This is a genomic window from Streptomyces sp. DH41 (assembly GCF_029813785.1).
Lineage (GTDB): Bacteria > Actinomycetota > Actinomycetes > Streptomycetales > Streptomycetaceae > Streptomyces.
The window spans coordinates 193,803-209,871 of sequence record NZ_JARVKY010000012.1 but is presented as its reverse complement, the minus strand read 5'-3'; the positions used below and the strand labels follow the sequence as shown (position 1 = coordinate 209,871).

General features: G+C 67.9%; 13 protein-coding genes and 1 pseudogene. 6 read left to right on the top strand and 8 right to left on the bottom strand.

Annotation, left to right across the window (positions count from 1 at the left end):
* Positions 1-157: 157 nt before the first annotated feature.
* Positions 158-900, top strand: a pseudogene (locus QC283_RS21120) (hypothetical protein).
* Positions 901-915: 15 nt separating this feature from the next.
* Here the strand turns inward: QC283_RS21120 and QC283_RS21115 are convergent.
* A complete protein-coding gene (locus tag QC283_RS21115) occupies positions 916-1,377 on the bottom strand; it encodes a MarR family winged helix-turn-helix transcriptional regulator (protein WP_279563161.1) in 462 nt (153 codons plus the stop codon).
* Between the two features lie 129 nt (positions 1,378-1,506).
* Here QC283_RS21115 and QC283_RS21110 point away from each other — a divergent pair, with 129 nt between their 5' ends.
* Positions 1,507-3,309 (top strand): ABC transporter ATP-binding protein, encoded by a 1,803-nt coding sequence (locus QC283_RS21110; protein ID WP_279563160.1) that lies wholly within the window; start codon positions 1,507-1,509, stop codon positions 3,307-3,309.
* A 43-nt stretch (positions 3,310-3,352) separates the two neighbouring features.
* Positions 3,353-4,222, top strand: coding sequence for an endolytic transglycosylase MltG (gene mltG / locus QC283_RS21105; RefSeq protein WP_279563159.1), 870 nt, complete (start codon positions 3,353-3,355; stop codon positions 4,220-4,222).
* Positions 4,223-4,234: 12 nt separating this feature from the next.
* On the opposite strand, the gene QC283_RS21100 is transcribed toward mltG, so the two are convergent.
* The gene (locus QC283_RS21100) at positions 4,235-5,314 is read right to left on the bottom strand and encodes an NAD(P)-binding domain-containing protein (RefSeq protein WP_279563158.1); all 1,080 of its coding nucleotides are present in this window, start codon (positions 5,312-5,314) and stop codon (positions 4,235-4,237) included.
* Positions 5,315-5,423: 109 nt separating this feature from the next.
* Here QC283_RS21100 and QC283_RS21095 point away from each other — a divergent pair, with 109 nt between their 5' ends.
* The gene (locus QC283_RS21095) at positions 5,424-5,846 is read left to right on the top strand and encodes a secondary thiamine-phosphate synthase enzyme YjbQ (protein ID WP_279563157.1); all 423 of its coding nucleotides are present in this window, start codon (positions 5,424-5,426) and stop codon (positions 5,844-5,846) included.
* Between the two features lie 234 nt (positions 5,847-6,080).
* Here the strand turns inward: QC283_RS21095 and QC283_RS21090 are convergent, their stop codons facing one another.
* Positions 6,081-6,587, bottom strand: a complete 507-nt coding sequence (locus tag QC283_RS21090) for a hypothetical protein (protein WP_279563156.1) — start codon at positions 6,585-6,587, stop codon at positions 6,081-6,083.
* Between the two features lie 471 nt (positions 6,588-7,058).
* The gene (locus QC283_RS21085) at positions 7,059-8,090 is read right to left on the bottom strand and encodes a hypothetical protein (RefSeq protein ID WP_279563155.1); all 1,032 of its coding nucleotides are present in this window, start codon (positions 8,088-8,090) and stop codon (positions 7,059-7,061) included.
* Positions 8,091-8,463: 373 nt separating this feature from the next.
* Here QC283_RS21085 and QC283_RS21080 point away from each other — a divergent pair, with 373 nt between their 5' ends.
* Both QC283_RS21080 and QC283_RS21075 read left to right on the top strand, forming a co-directional pair.
* Positions 8,464-8,835 carry a helix-turn-helix domain-containing protein gene (locus QC283_RS21080; RefSeq protein WP_279563154.1) on the top strand — a complete coding sequence of 124 codons (372 nt, stop codon included), beginning with the start codon at positions 8,464-8,466 and terminating at the stop codon, positions 8,833-8,835.
* Between the two features lie 11 nt (positions 8,836-8,846).
* On the top strand, positions 8,847-9,401 hold the full coding sequence (locus QC283_RS21075) for an ImmA/IrrE family metallo-endopeptidase (RefSeq protein ID WP_279563153.1): 555 nt from the start codon (positions 8,847-8,849) through the stop codon (positions 9,399-9,401).
* A 137-nt stretch (positions 9,402-9,538) separates the two neighbouring features.
* Here QC283_RS21075 and QC283_RS21070 read toward each other — a convergent pair whose 3' ends face one another.
* The 4 genes from QC283_RS21070 to QC283_RS21055 form a co-directional block, all read right to left on the bottom strand.
* Positions 9,539-10,945: a restriction endonuclease gene (locus QC283_RS21070; RefSeq protein ID WP_279563152.1), complete on the bottom strand. Its 1,407-nt coding sequence runs from the start codon at positions 10,943-10,945 to the stop codon at positions 9,539-9,541.
* A 347-nt stretch (positions 10,946-11,292) separates the two neighbouring features.
* Complete coding sequence (locus QC283_RS21065; RefSeq protein ID WP_279563151.1) at positions 11,293-11,679, bottom strand: DUF6221 family protein; 387 nt, start codon at positions 11,677-11,679, stop codon at positions 11,293-11,295.
* 353 nt (positions 11,680-12,032) lie between these two features.
* Positions 12,033-13,757: an MGMT family protein gene (locus QC283_RS21060; protein WP_279563150.1), complete on the bottom strand. Its 1,725-nt coding sequence runs from the start codon at positions 13,755-13,757 to the stop codon at positions 12,033-12,035.
* A 345-nt stretch (positions 13,758-14,102) separates the two neighbouring features.
* Complete coding sequence (locus tag QC283_RS21055; RefSeq protein WP_279563149.1) at positions 14,103-16,067, bottom strand: hypothetical protein; 1,965 nt, start codon at positions 16,065-16,067, stop codon at positions 14,103-14,105.
* Between the last annotated feature and the right edge of the window lie 2 nt (positions 16,068-16,069).

Sequence of the window (16,069 nt, the reverse complement as noted above, 5' to 3'; positions counted from 1 at the left end):
GGTGCCGTTCGCGACGGCATCAAGAGGCTGCAAACCGTGAAAGGTTCGCGTCGCGGCGTGCCCAAAATCAAGCGGTTTTCCGCGATGAGGTACGAATCCGGCTGCCGTCTGTCGCACCCCTCCCGCGCCGGTGCGGCACGAGTGCGACCATGGACCGATGCGGAGCAGTGGTGCGCGGCGTACGGCGGTGGCGACGGTGGCACTGGGGGCCCTGGTGGCGGCGTTGTCCGCCTGTGGAGGCCCGTCCGGGCACGGCGCGGACGCCGGAGCCAGTGGCCCCGGCGGCGGGGCGCGCGAAAGCAGTGCCACGGCCGACCCGACACGCGTCCCCGGCGTCGGCGACCGCCTCCAGGGGCGTATCCCGGCCGAGTCCCGTCAGGTCGTCGCGGTGTACGGCGAGGGCGAGGACTCCGCCGACTCCACGGTCGTCCTCTACACGAAACAGGGCTCCGCCTGGCACCGCGACCGCAGTTGGCCGGCGCACAACGGCGTGAAGGGGTGGACGACCGACCACCATGAGGACGACAGGCGCAGCCCCGTCGGTGTGTTCACGTTCAGCGATGCGGGCGGCGTGCTCCCGGACCCGGACCCGGCCCCCGGTGCCGGGCTGCCGTACACCCGGTCCGCCGCCTTCGCGGCACCGCGTTGGTGGGCCAAGTCCTACTGGCACGACTTCGACTACGTCATCGCCATCGACTACAACCGGGTCGAGGGCACCGCGCCGAACGACCCGACCCGCCCCGAAGGCGCGTCCAAGGGTGGGGGAATCTGGCTGCATATGGACCACGGCAGTGGTACGTCAGCCTGCCCAAGCCGGCGATGGAGCACCTGATGCGCACTCTGGACCCGGACCGGCACCCGGTGGTGGTCATGGGGGACCGGGCGCGTCTGTCGGCCTGACCACGCGCCTCCCGGTCACGCCGTCCGTCGGCCCCGCTCCATGTCGGGTCCGTCGACCAGGGTGTCCAGCAGACCGCCGAGCACCACACGCTGCTCGTCCGTCAGCGGGGCCAGGATCTCCTCCGCGGCACAGTGGCGCGCGCCGTGCAGTTCCCGCAGCGCCGCGCGCCCGTCGTCGGTGAGCTCGATCCGGATCACCCGGCGATTGGCCGGGTCCGGGACGCGGCGTACCTTCCCGGCCGACTCCAGTCCGTCGACCAGCGTCGTCACCGCCCGCGGTACGACCTCCAGGCGCTCGGCCAGATCGGCCATGCGGGGCGGTGAGCCGTAGTGCGCCAGGGTGCGCAGCAGCCGGGACTGGGCCGGTGTGATGCCGAGGTCACGGTGCTCGAGGTGGCGCTTCTGGATGCGGTGCACCCGGCGGGTGAGCCGCAGCAGCTGCTCGGCGAGCAGGCCGTCGGGATCGGGGGCGGTCATGGGGGAACAATATCAGGATGATGTTCATTGTGAGTATAGGTAACAATGGCTTGTGATCCGTAAGGCCCGCAGGAGGTCCGCCGAACCGCGGACCACGCCGGCCTCCTCCGCCGTCCTCCGAAGGAGCCCATGCACCCCGATCGCGACTCCGCCTGGACCGCACCCGCCGACGCCAAGGAACAGCCCCGGCAGGTGCGCCGCATCCTGAAGCTGTTCCACCCCTATCGCGGCCGTCTCGTGATCGTCGGGCTGCTGGTCGGCGCCGCGTCGCTGGTGTCGGTCGCCACCCCCTTCCTGCTGAAGGAGATCCTGGACGTCGCGATTCCCGAGGGGCGCACGGGCCTGCTGAGCCTGCTCGCCCTCGGCATGATCCTCGGCGCCGTCCTCACCAGCGTCTTCGGCGTGCTGCAGACGCTGATCTCCACGACCGTCGGCCAGCGCGTCATGCACGACCTGCGCACCGCCGTCTACGGCCGGCTGCAGCAGATGTCACTCGCCTTCTTCACCCGCACCCGCACCGGCGAGGTCCAGTCCCGGATCGCCAACGACATCGGCGGCATGCAGGCCACCGTCACCTCCACGGCGACCTCCCTGGTCTCCAACCTCACCAGTGTGATCGCCACGATCGCCGCCATGGTCGTCCTCGACTGGCGTCTGACCGTCGTCTCGCTCCTCCTTCTGCCGGTGTTCGTCTGGATCAGCCGCCGCGTCGGCAGGGAACGCCGGAAGATCACCACCCGGCGCCAGAAGCAGATGGCCGCGATGGCCGCCACGGTCACCGAGTCGCTCTCCGTCAGCGGCATCCTGCTCGGCCGCACCATGGGCCGCTCCGACTCGCTCACCCGCGCCTTTTCCGACGAGTCCGAGAGCCTGGTCGACCTGGAGGTGAGGTCGAACATGGCGGGCCGCTGGCGGATGGCCGTCATCACGATCGTCATGGCCGCCATGCCGGCCGTCATCTACTGGACCGCGGGCGTCGCCTTGCAACTCGGTGGCCCCGACGTCTCCCTCGGCACCATCGTGGCCTTCGTCTCGCTCCAGCAGGGCCTGTTCCGCCCGACCGTGAGCCTGCTGTCGACCGGCGTCCAGATCCAGACCTCGCTCGCGCTCTTCCAGCGCATCTTCGAGTACCTGGACCTTCCGGTCGACATCACTGAGCACGACAACCCCGTCCGCCTCGACCGCGTCAGGGGCGAGGTCCGCTTCGAGGACGTCGAGTTCCGCTACGACGGCAAGGGCGGCCCGGTCCTCGACGGCATCGACATCACCGTCCCCGCGGGCAGCAGCCTCGCCGTCGTCGGCCCGACCGGCGCCGGCAAGTCCACGCTGGGCCACCTGGTGCCGCGGCTGTACGACGTGACGGGCGGCCGGGTCACCCTCGACGGGGTCGACGTGCGCGACCTCGACTTCGACACCCTCGCCCGCGCGGTCGGCGTCGTCTCGCAGGAGACGTATCTCTTCCACGCCTCGGTCGCCGAGAACCTGCGCTTCGCCAAGCCGGACGCCACCGACGCGGAACTGGAGGCGGCGGCGCGGGCGGCCCAGATCCACGACCACATCGCCGCCCTGCCCGACGGCTACGACACCGTGGTCGGCGAACGCGGACACCGTTTCTCCGGCGGCGAGAAGCAGCGCCTGGCCATCGCCCGCACCATCCTGCGCGACCCGCCCGTCCTCGTCCTCGACGAGGCGACCAGCGCCCTGGACACCCGTACCGAGGCCGCCGTGCAGGAGGCCATCGACGCCCTGTCCGCCAACCGCACCACGATCACCATCGCGCATCGCCTGTCCACCGTCCGGGGCGCCGACCGGATCGTGGTCCTCGACTCCGGGCGCCTGGCCGAACAGGGCAGACACGAGGAGCTGCTGGAGCGGGACGGGCGGTACGCGGCCCTCGTCCGCCGGGACGCCCGACTGGAACCGACAAGATGACGATATGCCGGGTTTGCGTGCAGATGGGGGTTACCGTGCCCGCATGCAGACGAACACTCCGCCACGGAGAACGAGAGGCAGCAGGAGAACGATCCGACTGACGCGCCGGGGGCGTATCGCCCTGATCGTGACCGGCGCCGTCGTGGCCGGTACCGCCGTGGCGGTGCCGCTGCTGATGACGGACGACGAGGACGAGTCCCGCCCCACGTCCCTGGTCATCCCGGAGGGCCGGCGCGCGGCCCAGGTCTACGAGGCCGTCGACAAGACCCTCGCCCTGCCCCCCGGTACCACCAAGAAGTCCGTGGCCAAGGCCGACCTCAAGCTGCCGAACGACGCCGAGGGCAACCCCGAGGGCTATCTCTTCCCCGCGACCTATCCGCTCGGCGAGAACCCGACCCCCGAGCAGCTGCTGACGGCCATGGTCGACAAGGCGAACGAGAAGTTCACCGGTGCGCCGATCGCCGCGGGCGCCCAGCGCAACGCGCTGAACGTCTACCAGGCGGTCACCATCGCCAGCATCGTGCAGGCCGAGGCCGCCACCAAGGAGGACATGGGCAAGGTCGCCCGGGTGATCTTCAACCGGCTCGAACGCGGTATGCCGCTCCAGATGGACTCCACCATCAACTACGCCATGGGGCGTTCCACCCTCAAGACGACGCCCCAGGACACGAAGATCGACAGTCCCTACAACTCGTACCAGCGCATGGGCCTGCCACCCACTCCCATCGCGAACCCGGGCGACGAGGCGATGAGCGCCGCGATCAACCCGACCCCCGGCGACTGGCTGTACTTCGTCACGGTCAAGCCGGGCGACACCCGCTTCACCGCCGACTACGCCGAACACCAGCGCAACGTCGCCGAGTTCAATCACGTCAGGCAGAGCGCCTCGAAGGAGCCGGCCGAGGCGAAGTGACCCGGCGGGGCGTCACGCGGCGACCGGCTCCCGGTCCGCCAGCAGCCGCCTGATGTCCCGTACGGCCGCGCGTCCGGCCCGGTTGGCGCCGATGGTGCTGGCCGACGGCCCGTAGCCGACGAGATGGATCCGCGGGTCGGCGACCGCGCGCGTCCCCTCGACCCGGATCCCACCGCCCGCCTCCCTCAGCCGCAGCGGCCGCAGATGGTCGATGGCGGCCCGGAACCCGGTCGCCCACAGGATGACGTCCGCGGCCACGCTCTGCCCGTCCGGCCACGCCACGCCGTCGGGCGTGATCCGGTCGAACATGGGCCGGCGGTCCAGCACACCGGAGGCGAGGCCCGCCCGGATCGCGTCGTTCAACGGCAACCCGGTCACCGACACCACGCTCTTCGGCGGCAGCCCCTGCCGCACCCGTTCCTCCACGAGTGCCACCGCGGCCCGGCCCGCGTCCTCGTCGAAGGGCCCCTCGCGGAAGACGGGGGGCCGCCTGGTCACCCACGTGGTGGCCGCGGCGTACGGGGCGATCTCCAGCAGGTGCTGCGTCCCCGAGGCGCCCCCGCCCACCACGATCACGCGCTGCCCGGCGAACTCCTCGGGACCGGCGTACCGCGCGGTGTGCAACTGCCGTCCCCGGAAGGTCTCCTGCCCCGGATAGCGCGGCCAGAACGGCCGGTCCCAGGTGCCGGTCGCGTTGATCAGCGCCCGAGTCGACCACGTCCCGGCCGAGGTCTCGACGAGCAGCCGCCCGCCCGTCCCCTCGCGCACCGCCCGCACGTCGACGGGGCGCCGCACCCGCAGATCGAAGGTCCGCTCGTACGCCGCGAAGTACTCGCCGACCACCTCGGCGGACGGCCGCGCCGGATCCGCCCCGGTCAGTTCCATACCCGGCAGCGCGTGCATCCCGTGCACCTTGCCGTACGTCAGCGACGGCCAGCGGAACTGCCAGGCGCCGCCGGGCCCGGGGGAGTGGTCGAGCACCACGAAGTCGCGCTCGGGCTCGAACCCGGTGCGCCGCAGGTGATGGGCCGCGGCGAGTCCCGCCTGACCGGCACCGATGACGACGACCTCGACCTCGCGTGTGTTGTTCACGCTTCTACCAACGAAGCCGGCGGCCCCGATCTTCCCCGGATCCGCCCCAGGACGATCACGGGCCCGACGCTCCCGCGCCCGGCTCGCCGCGTACGTCAGGATGGGAGACATGCCAGATGCCTTCACCACCCGAGTCCTGAACCTCGCCACCGGCTCGTCGGAGCGGGTCGCCGACATCACCGGTGACTGCGAGACCTTCCTCCGCGAGGCGGCGGCCGGCCGCGACGGCCTCCTCAACGTCTTCGTCCCGCACGCCACCGCCGGCATCGCGATCATCGAGACCGGCGCCGGCAGCGACGACGACCTGCTGGCCGCCCTGCACACCCTGCTCCCCGCCGACGACCGCTGGCAGCACCGCCACGGCAGCCCCGGCCACGGCCGCGACCACGTCCTGCCCGCCTTCGTACCGCCGCACGCGACGCTGCCGGTGATCGACGGACGCCTGGAGCTCGGCACCTGGCAGTCGGTGTGCCTGGTGGACACGAACGTCTCGAATCACGACCGTACAGTGCGCTTGTCGTTCCTCGGGTAGTACCGCGTCCGACGTCACTGTAGGAGTCACGTCCGGCCGCACCAAACGAGACGCCCGCTGGAGCGGTCATAGCCGCTCCATCCGGCAGTTCTCCCGTCAGGGCATTGCCGCAGGCGGGCCGGAGCTCACCGCGTAAGGACTGGCCTCCGCCACACCGTGCAGTCTGTCGCGTCTGGTGGAGACTGATGAGTATCCGCGGTCGCCGGCGAACTGACGTCAAGAGCGTGGTTGGCATCAGAGGTGTCGGCGCATCATTGCGATGCAATTGGCTCGAGCCGCGATTGACCGGTCTCGGGGATACGGCACGCCGAGGTTCATCCCGCAGTCGGTGGTGATCGGGGGTTGCTGCCAGGCGAGGCTCATCTGCGCGCCAGCTTCCGCTCGGGCCGTCGCTACGAGAGCTGAGTAGGGGCCCGCGACGGCTGATGCCTCGATCTGCAGCCAGGCTTGGTGGAAGGCCATCCGTGCGAGCAGGCCGCTGACCTCGTCGGTGAGCTGTTGCCGCACGGCGGGGGAGGACTCGGGCCGGCGCCGTATGCGGTACGGCATCTCCAGGTACTCCTCGACCGTGGTCAATGCTTCGGCGAAGGTCTTGGCCCGGCTTTCCCTGCGTACCGCCCGCTGAGCGAGGGTGTAGGTCAGGTAGGCACCTAGGAGAGCGATGCAGGGGACGATCAGCGCGGCTGTCTGAGTCCAGGTCCAGCCGCTGTCCGTCGTCTGTGCCGTCGTGATGACCTGCACACATCACTCCCCGGCATGCCGTGAGGGGCGTCCTCCACTACCCACTGGCCGCCTTGCTCACCGCCGGTGAGCCGCCAGTAGTGTTCGAGGAACAAGTGTGTGCGGACTATCTCGATGAGGTCCAGCAGCCCTTTCGAACTAGTCCAGCGACGTTCGTCCGGATCGAGCGGGTACCAGAGGCAGAGGGCGTCGTCAGGCGAATACCGGTGCTTCGATGCCGCTCCGTGATTGGCGTGGACGCGTGGGAAGTCCTGGGGCAACTGACCATAGGTTGGGTAGGGCGGATCCGCATAAAAGCGAATCTGGACGTTGACCGGGTCGGGTTCGCCGACGACGTCCAGCCCGGTGAGTTCGTATGTCAGCGAACCACCGCGATACGTGTGGCGGAGAGCATCACCGAAGTATCGCCGTGCGTCCCGTTCGAGCGGGGCCCACCAGACAGGCTGGGCCCCGTACCAGAGGGGCACGGTGTCACTCTCCCCAGGCTCGGGTCCGGGTCGGCGTGACAACCCCGGTGACGAGTCCGAGTCCAGAGATGGCCGGAGCGCCTGCCCGGGCAGCTTGCCCGAGGCGGTCGGCTTCCTCTTCCGTGGCGTCGGGCTTCGCCACGAGCTCCGGGAGGACTTGGTGCAGGGCGTGCTGGGCCAGGCCTGGTCGACCGTTCTTCTCGTGCTCGATGGCGAGGTCGATGTACTTCCGGGCGGTGCAGAGCCTCTTGTGGACGTCGGGGCGCGGCATGTTGAGCGGGATGGGGCCGGCTACGCCGGCCGGGTCGGGCGTCGGGCCCTTGCCGATCTCGTCCGCCGCGTAGGTAAAGAAGACCCGCAGGGCGTTGATCAGCGGCATGGGCTCATCAAGGCAGTTGAGGCTCAGGGCCTTGATGTTCCAGGAGCACATGGGTTTGCTGTGGGTGCCGTTCCAGTGCTTCAGCAGCCGGACCGTGCGGGCGAAGACGACCTTCGTCTCCTTGATGGCCTGCAGCACCATTCGGGTGTGAGTGATCGGGTCGGCCCGGTCCCACTGGGTCGCGATCTTCGTGTTCGGGATGTATAGGCCGCGTCCTGAAGGGTGCGGGATCGCGGTCATGACGTCCGCCGTGAAGTCGGCCTGGCCCGGGGTAACCGGGTCGCCAAAGCGTACGAGAACGGCGCGGCGGCGCCCTTCGACCTCGATGGTGAGCTTAGGGAACTCGTCGTCGAGGTCCTCGTGGATCGCGTCGCGGGCGATCTCCATCAGAGTCAGGGCGCTCTTCTTGCCAGGGCCGTACGGCTCGGCGTCCTTCTTGGTGAGGACGGTGCCGAGGTCGACGTCGGTCAAGGGGGTGTTGGCGTCGCCGTGCGCGACGCTGCCGTTGAAGTAGGTGGTGGAGCCGGGAAAGGCCCGCCGTACGGATGCGGCGAGCAGTGTGCGGCGGCGCTTGGCCTCGGTGAGTTCCTCGTCGGTCACCTGGATCTTGCGGCGCCCTTCGTCGAGGAGCTGCGCGAGGGATTGCTTGCGGACCATCGTTACCTCCTGGGCGGCCGGTGGATGGCCGGGACCCGGCCACCCACCGGGGCGAGACGTACTACTTCTCTCGGCGGACACCCTTGAACGGTGTGCCGCCTGTCCTCGCGTCCATGAAGCAGCCGTTCTCGCCTCGCTTCATTCACGTGCCAGTTCGGGGATTGAGGACCTGGCTTCGTCGGGAGACACTGCCGCGACGGAAGCCCTTGCCGGTGTTCGTGGCCATGTGGCCGCCACCTTTCGAGGTCGGGGCGCTAGGGCCGATTGCTAGATCGATAGGGATACCGATCTAGCAATCCGAGAGTAGAGGGTGTGGTTCGACTTTCGCAAGTGGTGCCTGATGTGTAATCTCCACGTCTGGGAGGAGACGATCGTGAGCGAGCGGATTGCAGCAGGACGGTTTGACGCGGTCGCGTTTCACACGGCCCTGGATCGCACGCGTCAGGAACGTGGCCTTCTCTGGAAGGATGTAGCTCAGCAGGCCGGTGTCAGCGCTTCGACGTTGACGAGGTTGGCTCAGGGGCGCCGGCCCGACGTGGATGGACTCGCGGCTCTCGTCACATGGGCCAATCTGAGCGCGGATGACTTCGTTCGCCGGACCGATGAGCCGCGCAGCCAGGACACGTTGACCAAGGTGGCTACGCATCTACGGGGCGACCGCAACCTCACGCCCGAGGCCGCGGAAGCCCTCGAAGCCCTGATCACTGTCGCCTACAACCAATTGGCGAACGATCAGCCGGAGTAGGGGAGCTCCCTATGTCGTTGCGTCACGGCTTCAAGGCCGAAGCCAATCGCCTGGCGGTGCAGGTGCGGGCGGAGCTGGGGCTCCATCCCACGTCGCCTCTCGCTCCGGCGCTGCTCGCGGAGCACCTGGCGATCCCGGTCGAGACTTTCAGTTCCGCGATCGCCCATGACGAACTGGTCGGCCGGCTCCTCACCACTGAGTGTGAGGCAGTCAGTGCTGTGACCGTACATGCCGGGCCGCGGCGGGCGATCTGGGTGAACGACTCCCATGATCTGGGGCGCCAAAACAGCTCGGCACACCACGAGATCGCCCACGCTCTCCTGATGCATCCGCCTGGTCCTGCGCTCGACTTCCGCGGATGCAGGCATTGGGACGGGGAGATCGAAGAAGAAGCCGACTGGCTCGCCGGCAACCTCCTCATCACCAACGAGGCGGCCTGGTCCATCGCCCGGCGCGGCACCAGCTCCGAAGAAGCAATACTCCAGTACGGAGTCAGCAAGCCCATGCTGACTTGGCGGATGAACATGAGTGGTGCGCGTGCGCGCCGTGTCCGATCGGCCAGTTAGATCGACGCGACAAGCCAGCTGCCGGTCGTAGTATTCGCTTCTGACGCCGCGCAGGCCGACCCGGGACTGGGCTGGACGGCGATAAGTAGCCTCTTCCTCAGCGGTGAGGACCAAGTCGCGGTCACCGCCGCGTCCTTCTACCGTGGGCGCCGCTTCGGCGGCACCGGGCCAGGAATGACGTCCAGGTTCATGTGCTCCTTAAACAGGTGCACCAGGTTCGCTCCGTCCAGGAGTTCCAGTCGCCCGTGCTCGTTGGCGAACGCTTCGCTGGCCCGGCCGAACCATGAGGTCGTCACGAGGATGCCCTTGGCCGCGCGCTTGTGCTCCACCACGCCGGCGAGCGCCGAGACGGTCTCGAACGGCACCACGTTCTTGGTGCGCTTCGCCTGAATGATGCACAGCCCCTTCATGACGGGGTCCGTGTTCATCGCGACCGCGTCCACACCCTCGTCGCTCGATGGTTGAGTGTTGACGCTGTCCAAGCCGATGGCTTCGAACAACTGCCGGATGAGGTGCTCGAACTCTGTGGGTGTCAGATCCATGAGCACGGGCCGGCTGTCCAGACCCGCCACGACGTCCAGACTGTCCATGAGGCGGAACTTGGACAGGTCGAACGTGACCAGCGGCCGTACCGGCTCGAGCTCATACGGGTTCGGTGAGATGATCGACCGCAACCGTTTCAGGCAGGCCTGCGGCTCCACCTGGGTGAGCACCAGTTGACCGAATTCGTCTCGATCCGCCTGGAGAGTGATCAAGCAGGGATGAACGTCACGTCCGGTGGCCCGGTCAATGGTCGCTACGTGTCCGTTCAAGGCGACGGACTGGATGACGCCTTCGGTGTCGGATGCGAGGATCTCGTGCACGGTACGCAGAGCTGTTTGAGCGAGGACTGATGAGTACAGCTCCTTGCGCTCCTTCTCGGGCCGTGGCACCGGCGTGATCTCGTCGCGTGTCTTGACGTATCGGTATGCGCGAGCTGCTGGTACCACATCTTCCAGCGGCAGGTCGATCTCGACCAACAGGTCGCCGGTGTCGGCCTGATACGACACCTGATGTGCCTTCGGAAAACCGTGTGGGTATACGGACGCGGCCAGCACTTGGTCCACGAACCACTCGACAGCGTCCACATCCCTGTCCCTGTAGGCGGTACGACGCTGCTCGAGTTCGGCGTTCCACACCTCAACCCGGGCCGCCTCGTCCCGGTTGCGCCTGTCGTGTTGAACGCGAGCCTTCTCCAGCTTCTCGACGCGCTTCTTCTCCTCACGCGCATGGTCGCGCAGGGATCTGTCGAACCGCTTGCGGGCAGCTTCGACCTCCGCGTCGTAACCCCGTCGGCCGAACCCCAAGGCACCGAGAATGCCCCGAGGCGCTGACGGTTCGAACTCCTCCCAGCGCGGTAGGGGCGCGGCCTTGGTGCGTCCCTTCGGCGGCACGAATGGCTGGGCCACGAAATCTTGCCTCAGCCGGTCGAACGTCAACGGCCGCTGATCGAGTACTGCTGTGCGAAGCAGCTTCGACAGTTGCTCGGCATCGTGCTCAGCCACGCTGGTGCGATCGCTCGCTTCCTGAGAGCGGGCAGCCTCGTACGCGAGTTTTGCCTCGCGGGCCTTTCGCTTGGCCTCGGCCTCGGCGGCTTTCCTCGCCTTCTCCCGTTCCTTGGCCTGCCGCGCGAGTTCCCGTGCGTATGGATCGTTCCCGCCCGCGACTCTCTTCCCCCAGCTCAGTGCATGATCGTCAGTCAGGACCTTCCGTAGTATCTCTCACTGGCGGGGCGACGTCAGCGGGCGCTTGCCGTGAGTGATCTCCACGGTAGTTGGGCGACCAGAGCGGTGAAGCGCCGCCACCGCGCGCAGCGGTGACAGGGCTTGTATCTCCTTGTGCATCCTGTGACCTATGCCCGGCCAGGGCGACTGAACCTCGGATCCGGCTTGTCTTCCTCCTCGTTCGGCTCCCAGCCAGGGCGGAAGTCGGGGTGGGTGGCGTATGCCGCAGCAAGGTGGCGCAGTGGGAACGTTGTCGCAGAGAGCACGATCATGGCGGGACCGTGAACCATGAAGTCGGTGTGCTCGGCATCTTGCTGCATCCGCTCCACGAAGCGCAGGATGCCTTGTTTGGCAGCGACGTCGGCAAGAACCCGGGCCTTCAGCCCTGTGGTGTCTTCGGCCGTGCCGGGCTCAAGAGCCTGTGCCGTGGCTTCGTCCTCGTCGATACGAGCCCGGAGGAACTTCGCCAGGTCCGCGACTTCATCACTTCTCATCGGTTGTGCCCTCTCGGTCATAGCTGAGGGGAGCATCATGCCGGACGGGTCTGACAGGGCTGCTTCTGCGACGTCTCCCCCGGGAAGACGTGGTCACCTTGAGGTGCTGTTCCATAAGTACGACGCAAGGCCCGGTGCTGCGTGCGGGGACGACAGTTCCTCGCCCTCCGTTCAGGTCAGACAGCGACGCTCGAAGCGAGAGCGGGACCTCCGTGACCCCGGACCTTTGCGGTTACGCTGGGGTTGCCTTAACGGAGGTTGGTGGAGTCGAGGGTCACCACCTTAGACAACTGCGGAGCATGCGCCGAGCGCTTAATGGCACACCCGTTCGGTGCCGTGTCGTACGCGCGGTGCTCCCCAGAGGCGGTCGCTTCTCAGATGTCGAGTAGTTGCCGGAGGGCGTCCGGGCCGAGGCGCTTGTCCGCATCGGCGACAGCCCCGTTGAAGCGGACTCCTTCGGTTCCGAGGATTTCTGCGGGGGTGTCCGTTCGGGTCTGGTCCGCCCACTGGAAGCCGTTGCTGACGCGTCCTGCTGCATTCAAGACACGCCAGGGGCTGGGACATTGGCCGCAGGTACTCAGGTGTCTTCCGACCGGAACGGCGTGGCTGCCTATCACTGCTGCCACGTCACCGTAGGTGGTCCATCGTCCGGCAGGGACTGCGGCCAGCAGGGTGTGCAGCTCCGTCCAGTCTTTGCGGGTGCCGTTGAGTTGCTTGGCCAGCCCTGAGAGGTTGAGTCCTGCCAGGGCGGCCCATTCTTCGCTGTCGACATCGCTGGGAACCTGACTGGTGTCGACGTCCCACCATGTTGTGCCCTGTATGCCGTCGGCGGTGCGGCTCGTCACGCTCGTGAAGATGTGGTTGGCCAGTCCGGTGGGGGAGTAGGACGCGCCGTCGGCATCCCAGACCAGTGGCTGGGCAGTGTTGTTGGTCCAGACTGCGGTTGCTCTGCTGATGTCCTCTTCTACCCACGCGTTGATGGCATTACGGATGGCTTCCGTTGTGCCATGGCGCGGTGTCATGAGCAGTTTGGTGCCTTCGGGCAGCAGTCCCGCGCCGACGAGTACGTGGACGGCGTTGCGTGAGCGTGCGCGTTCCTGCAGCTTCTTGGCTGCTGCCTCGCCTTCGACTCGGGCAGGTGCGAGTGTGAACTCCTCTACCTCCGGGGTCGGATAGACCTTGGTGAAGCCGGCGACGACGTGTCCCGCCACCTTCCACAGCCCCACCTGAATGAGGTCGATGTCGAGGCTCATTTCCGACAGCCAGACCACGGAGTGGGTAACCTGCTTGGGGAAGTCAGCGGCGATGATCACCTGTCGAGGGCGTTGGAGCAGCTCCGGGCTCCACTCCCCGTCCACATGATCGAGCAGGCGCTGCCTGCATGCATCGATGTCGAGGTTTTGTCCCCTGCGCGACAGGAAGTCGCGGTGCGCCTGGGTCAGGGTGCTGAGGTCGAACCGGGACACCAGGGCGGCGTAGGTGATCGCCTGGAGGTGCACGTCCCGATCAGCTGTTCCGCGCTTCAGTTCGACCACGACGAGGCGCCCTGTTGCGTCCAGTCCCAGGACGTCCAGCCGGTCGCGCGCCGGCACGCCGTCTGTGTCGGCCCATCGGTCGTACTCCGCGGTAACGACGAGCACCGACTCCCCGAGCACCTGCGGGTGGGCGATCACCCACTCCTGCAAGTGCTGCCTCTCAAGGAGGCCTTCCGCAGCCAACCCGGTGCGCGCGATCGGTGTGGCCGCCTCGCCCATGACGGTGAAGAGGTGATCCACGATGGCCTCCTGGTGCAACCGGCAGCGCGACGCTCGACGTTCAGAGCTTACGTGGGCCGAAACCGGCGGGCCGGCCTTGACACTCTTCCCGCGGCCCCGGCGCTTGCGGAACGTGCTCCACCAGCGGTTGCCGCGGCTGATCTTCCAGGCGGTCCGCTCGGTCATCGGCTCACCGGCCGCGCGGGCCTCGTCGGCCAGGAAACGGTGGCCGAACTCCGGGGCGTCGCGATGCGCGTCGAACAGGGCGTTCGCCCGGTACGCCGCGGCGAGTTCGGTGTCGGTGGCCGGTGCGGCCAGCCACCGGTAGTAGGGCTGGCGGGCCATCTTGAGTACCCAGCAAGTCACCGCCGCTGGCACCCTGTGAGGGGCAGCGGCCAGTTCGCGGACGAGCGGGTACATCATTTTGCTTGGGCACTGCAACATCCTTCCGGGTCGCCGCTCAGCAAGCCAGGTCAAGGTGTCACCTGATCATGCAACAGTCGCTTCTTTCTGTTCAGAGCGTCGGGGGGTCGCGGGCGCGGGTGGTTTCGAAGGGGCCCGGGAAGCGGGTTGGCTCCCCGATGGCTCCCAGGGATCGAACCGCCCGCACCTGCCATTGACGCCTCTCCGTACGTGGCGCGGCGATCGGGTTTAGGTCCACGAGGCTGAGGCTGATCGACACGGAGGCCGTCAGCGTCCTGGCGGAGGTGCCGGCCACGCGACTCCCTCGACCGCCGCACCGAGGAGGTCGCCCAGCCGATGCCAGGCACCCGGACCGGCGTGCGACATGGGACTTGCCGCGAACCGTTGCCAAGCAGCATCGCTGTCTCCGAGCACCTCGGACACGTAGGCCGCGACTGCGGGATGAGTGGTGTCATAGCGCGGACCACGGGCTTTGAGCGCTGACCAGGCAGGCAGCAGCCGGAGCAGCTCCGGAGGGCACTCGGGCCGGGCCAGCATGATCTCGGCCCAGCTTCTTCGCAGTTCGGGCCCACCGCCCAGGCGCCTTCGCAGGTGCAGTGTGAGGTCGAGCAGAGTCTGCTGCGGAGCGGAGTGACGGGCCAGTAGGTCGTCGAAGGTGAGGGACTTTCGGTAGGAGCGGGCGGCGAAGGAGAGCAGGGCCTCCTCGACGAGCGCGTCGTTCCCCGTGTGCCGGTCCAGGTACGCGACGAGAACGGCCTCGTCGGCGTCGGCAAGCTGTCTGAACCGGATGCCTTGTGGGCCGCCGAGCGAGGCCGTGCGTCGGCCCGGCAGGGCAGGGACGGGATCCGTGACGAGCGGCATGATGGTGGCCATCAGTTTCTCGGCCCGTTGGTTCTCTTCCCACGCGGAATGGTTGGAGGGGTAGCCGTATGCGCTGGACCGGGTAGCCAGGGACCGCCTGGTGTCCTCAACTACAAGACGCGCCCTCTGCCGCGTCTCCTCCGTGACTTCGGGGAGATGGACGAGGAGTGCGTGCAACCAGCCGAGGTCGCGCACGACCCGATAGCGCGAGGCGGGTTCCGGTTCCCAGAGGTTCAGAGCAGAAAGGCAGATGGTTGCGAACCGCGTGGCGAGGGCGGCGACGAGCTCCTGGGACGCCAGCCATTTTCGGGGCCGGCCGTAACGCCGGGCCTCTCCGGGGTTGAGGAGGAACCGCCAGGTCTGGCTTCCTGCCCGCTCCACCCAGTCGACGGCGAGGCGGCAAAGAACGGTCTGGATGGACTCGGACTGCATCTCCTCGTCGAGGAATCGTTCCACGTAGTCGCGCTCGTCCTGGGACGCGGCCGCCAACGCGTCGGCGTAGCGCTCCCGAGCCTGCGTGGGCGTCAGCCCGTCCCGGCAGGACCGGGAAATCCGGGTGACGAGAACCGCGCGCTCGAAGGACTCCAGGTTGTGTGCCGCGACTTCCTCCAACAAGGCTGGTTCTACGTGCCACGGTATGGATCCGAGCAGGTGCTCACGCACCACGCGATCGGCTGCGGGGTGCGTTGCGGACCATTCCAGCAGGCGGCGGTGATGTTCGGTCTGGACCCGTAGGACGCCGTCCCACATGCTTTCCCAGGCGTCGGATGCGGCGCGGTGACGCTCCATCCACGCGTCGACGTCTTCTTCGCCGTCAAGCTTGTCCGGCCCGAGCGGTAGGCAGTCGAGGGCTGCGACGAACACGTCCTCGTGCAGGCCGTGTTCACCAAGAACGACCTGGGCGGGCGTTGGAACCTTTAGCAGCTCGGGGGCGATGGGCAGGCGCGATGTCGACCGCCGGCGGAGCTCAGCGACGACGGCGTGGATGAGTGCTGCGCCACCCTCTCTCCGGCCAAGGGCACCGAGTCGCGCCTCAGGGCACTTCTGCAGGACCTGCGCCCTGTATGCCTCCGGGCAGGCTTGGTGCGACAGAGCGACGCGGGTCAGGTCCATGCGCTCGGACGTCGTGTGCGGGCGCGGTTCGCGACTGAGATCGCTCTTCACTGCCATGGCCAACAGCCACTCGGGCGCGGACTTTGCGAGCGGTCCTGTAAGCAGGGACATGGCCAGGCCGTCCCGATCCGTGCCCGGGGGCGCCGCGCGAATCGCCTCGACAGCCATGCGGGTAGGCGGGGAATCGTCGGACGCCCGCGCGATGACCGTACGCAGGAAGTCGTGAGGAAGAGACAGGCGTGTTTCCGCCGCGGCCATCG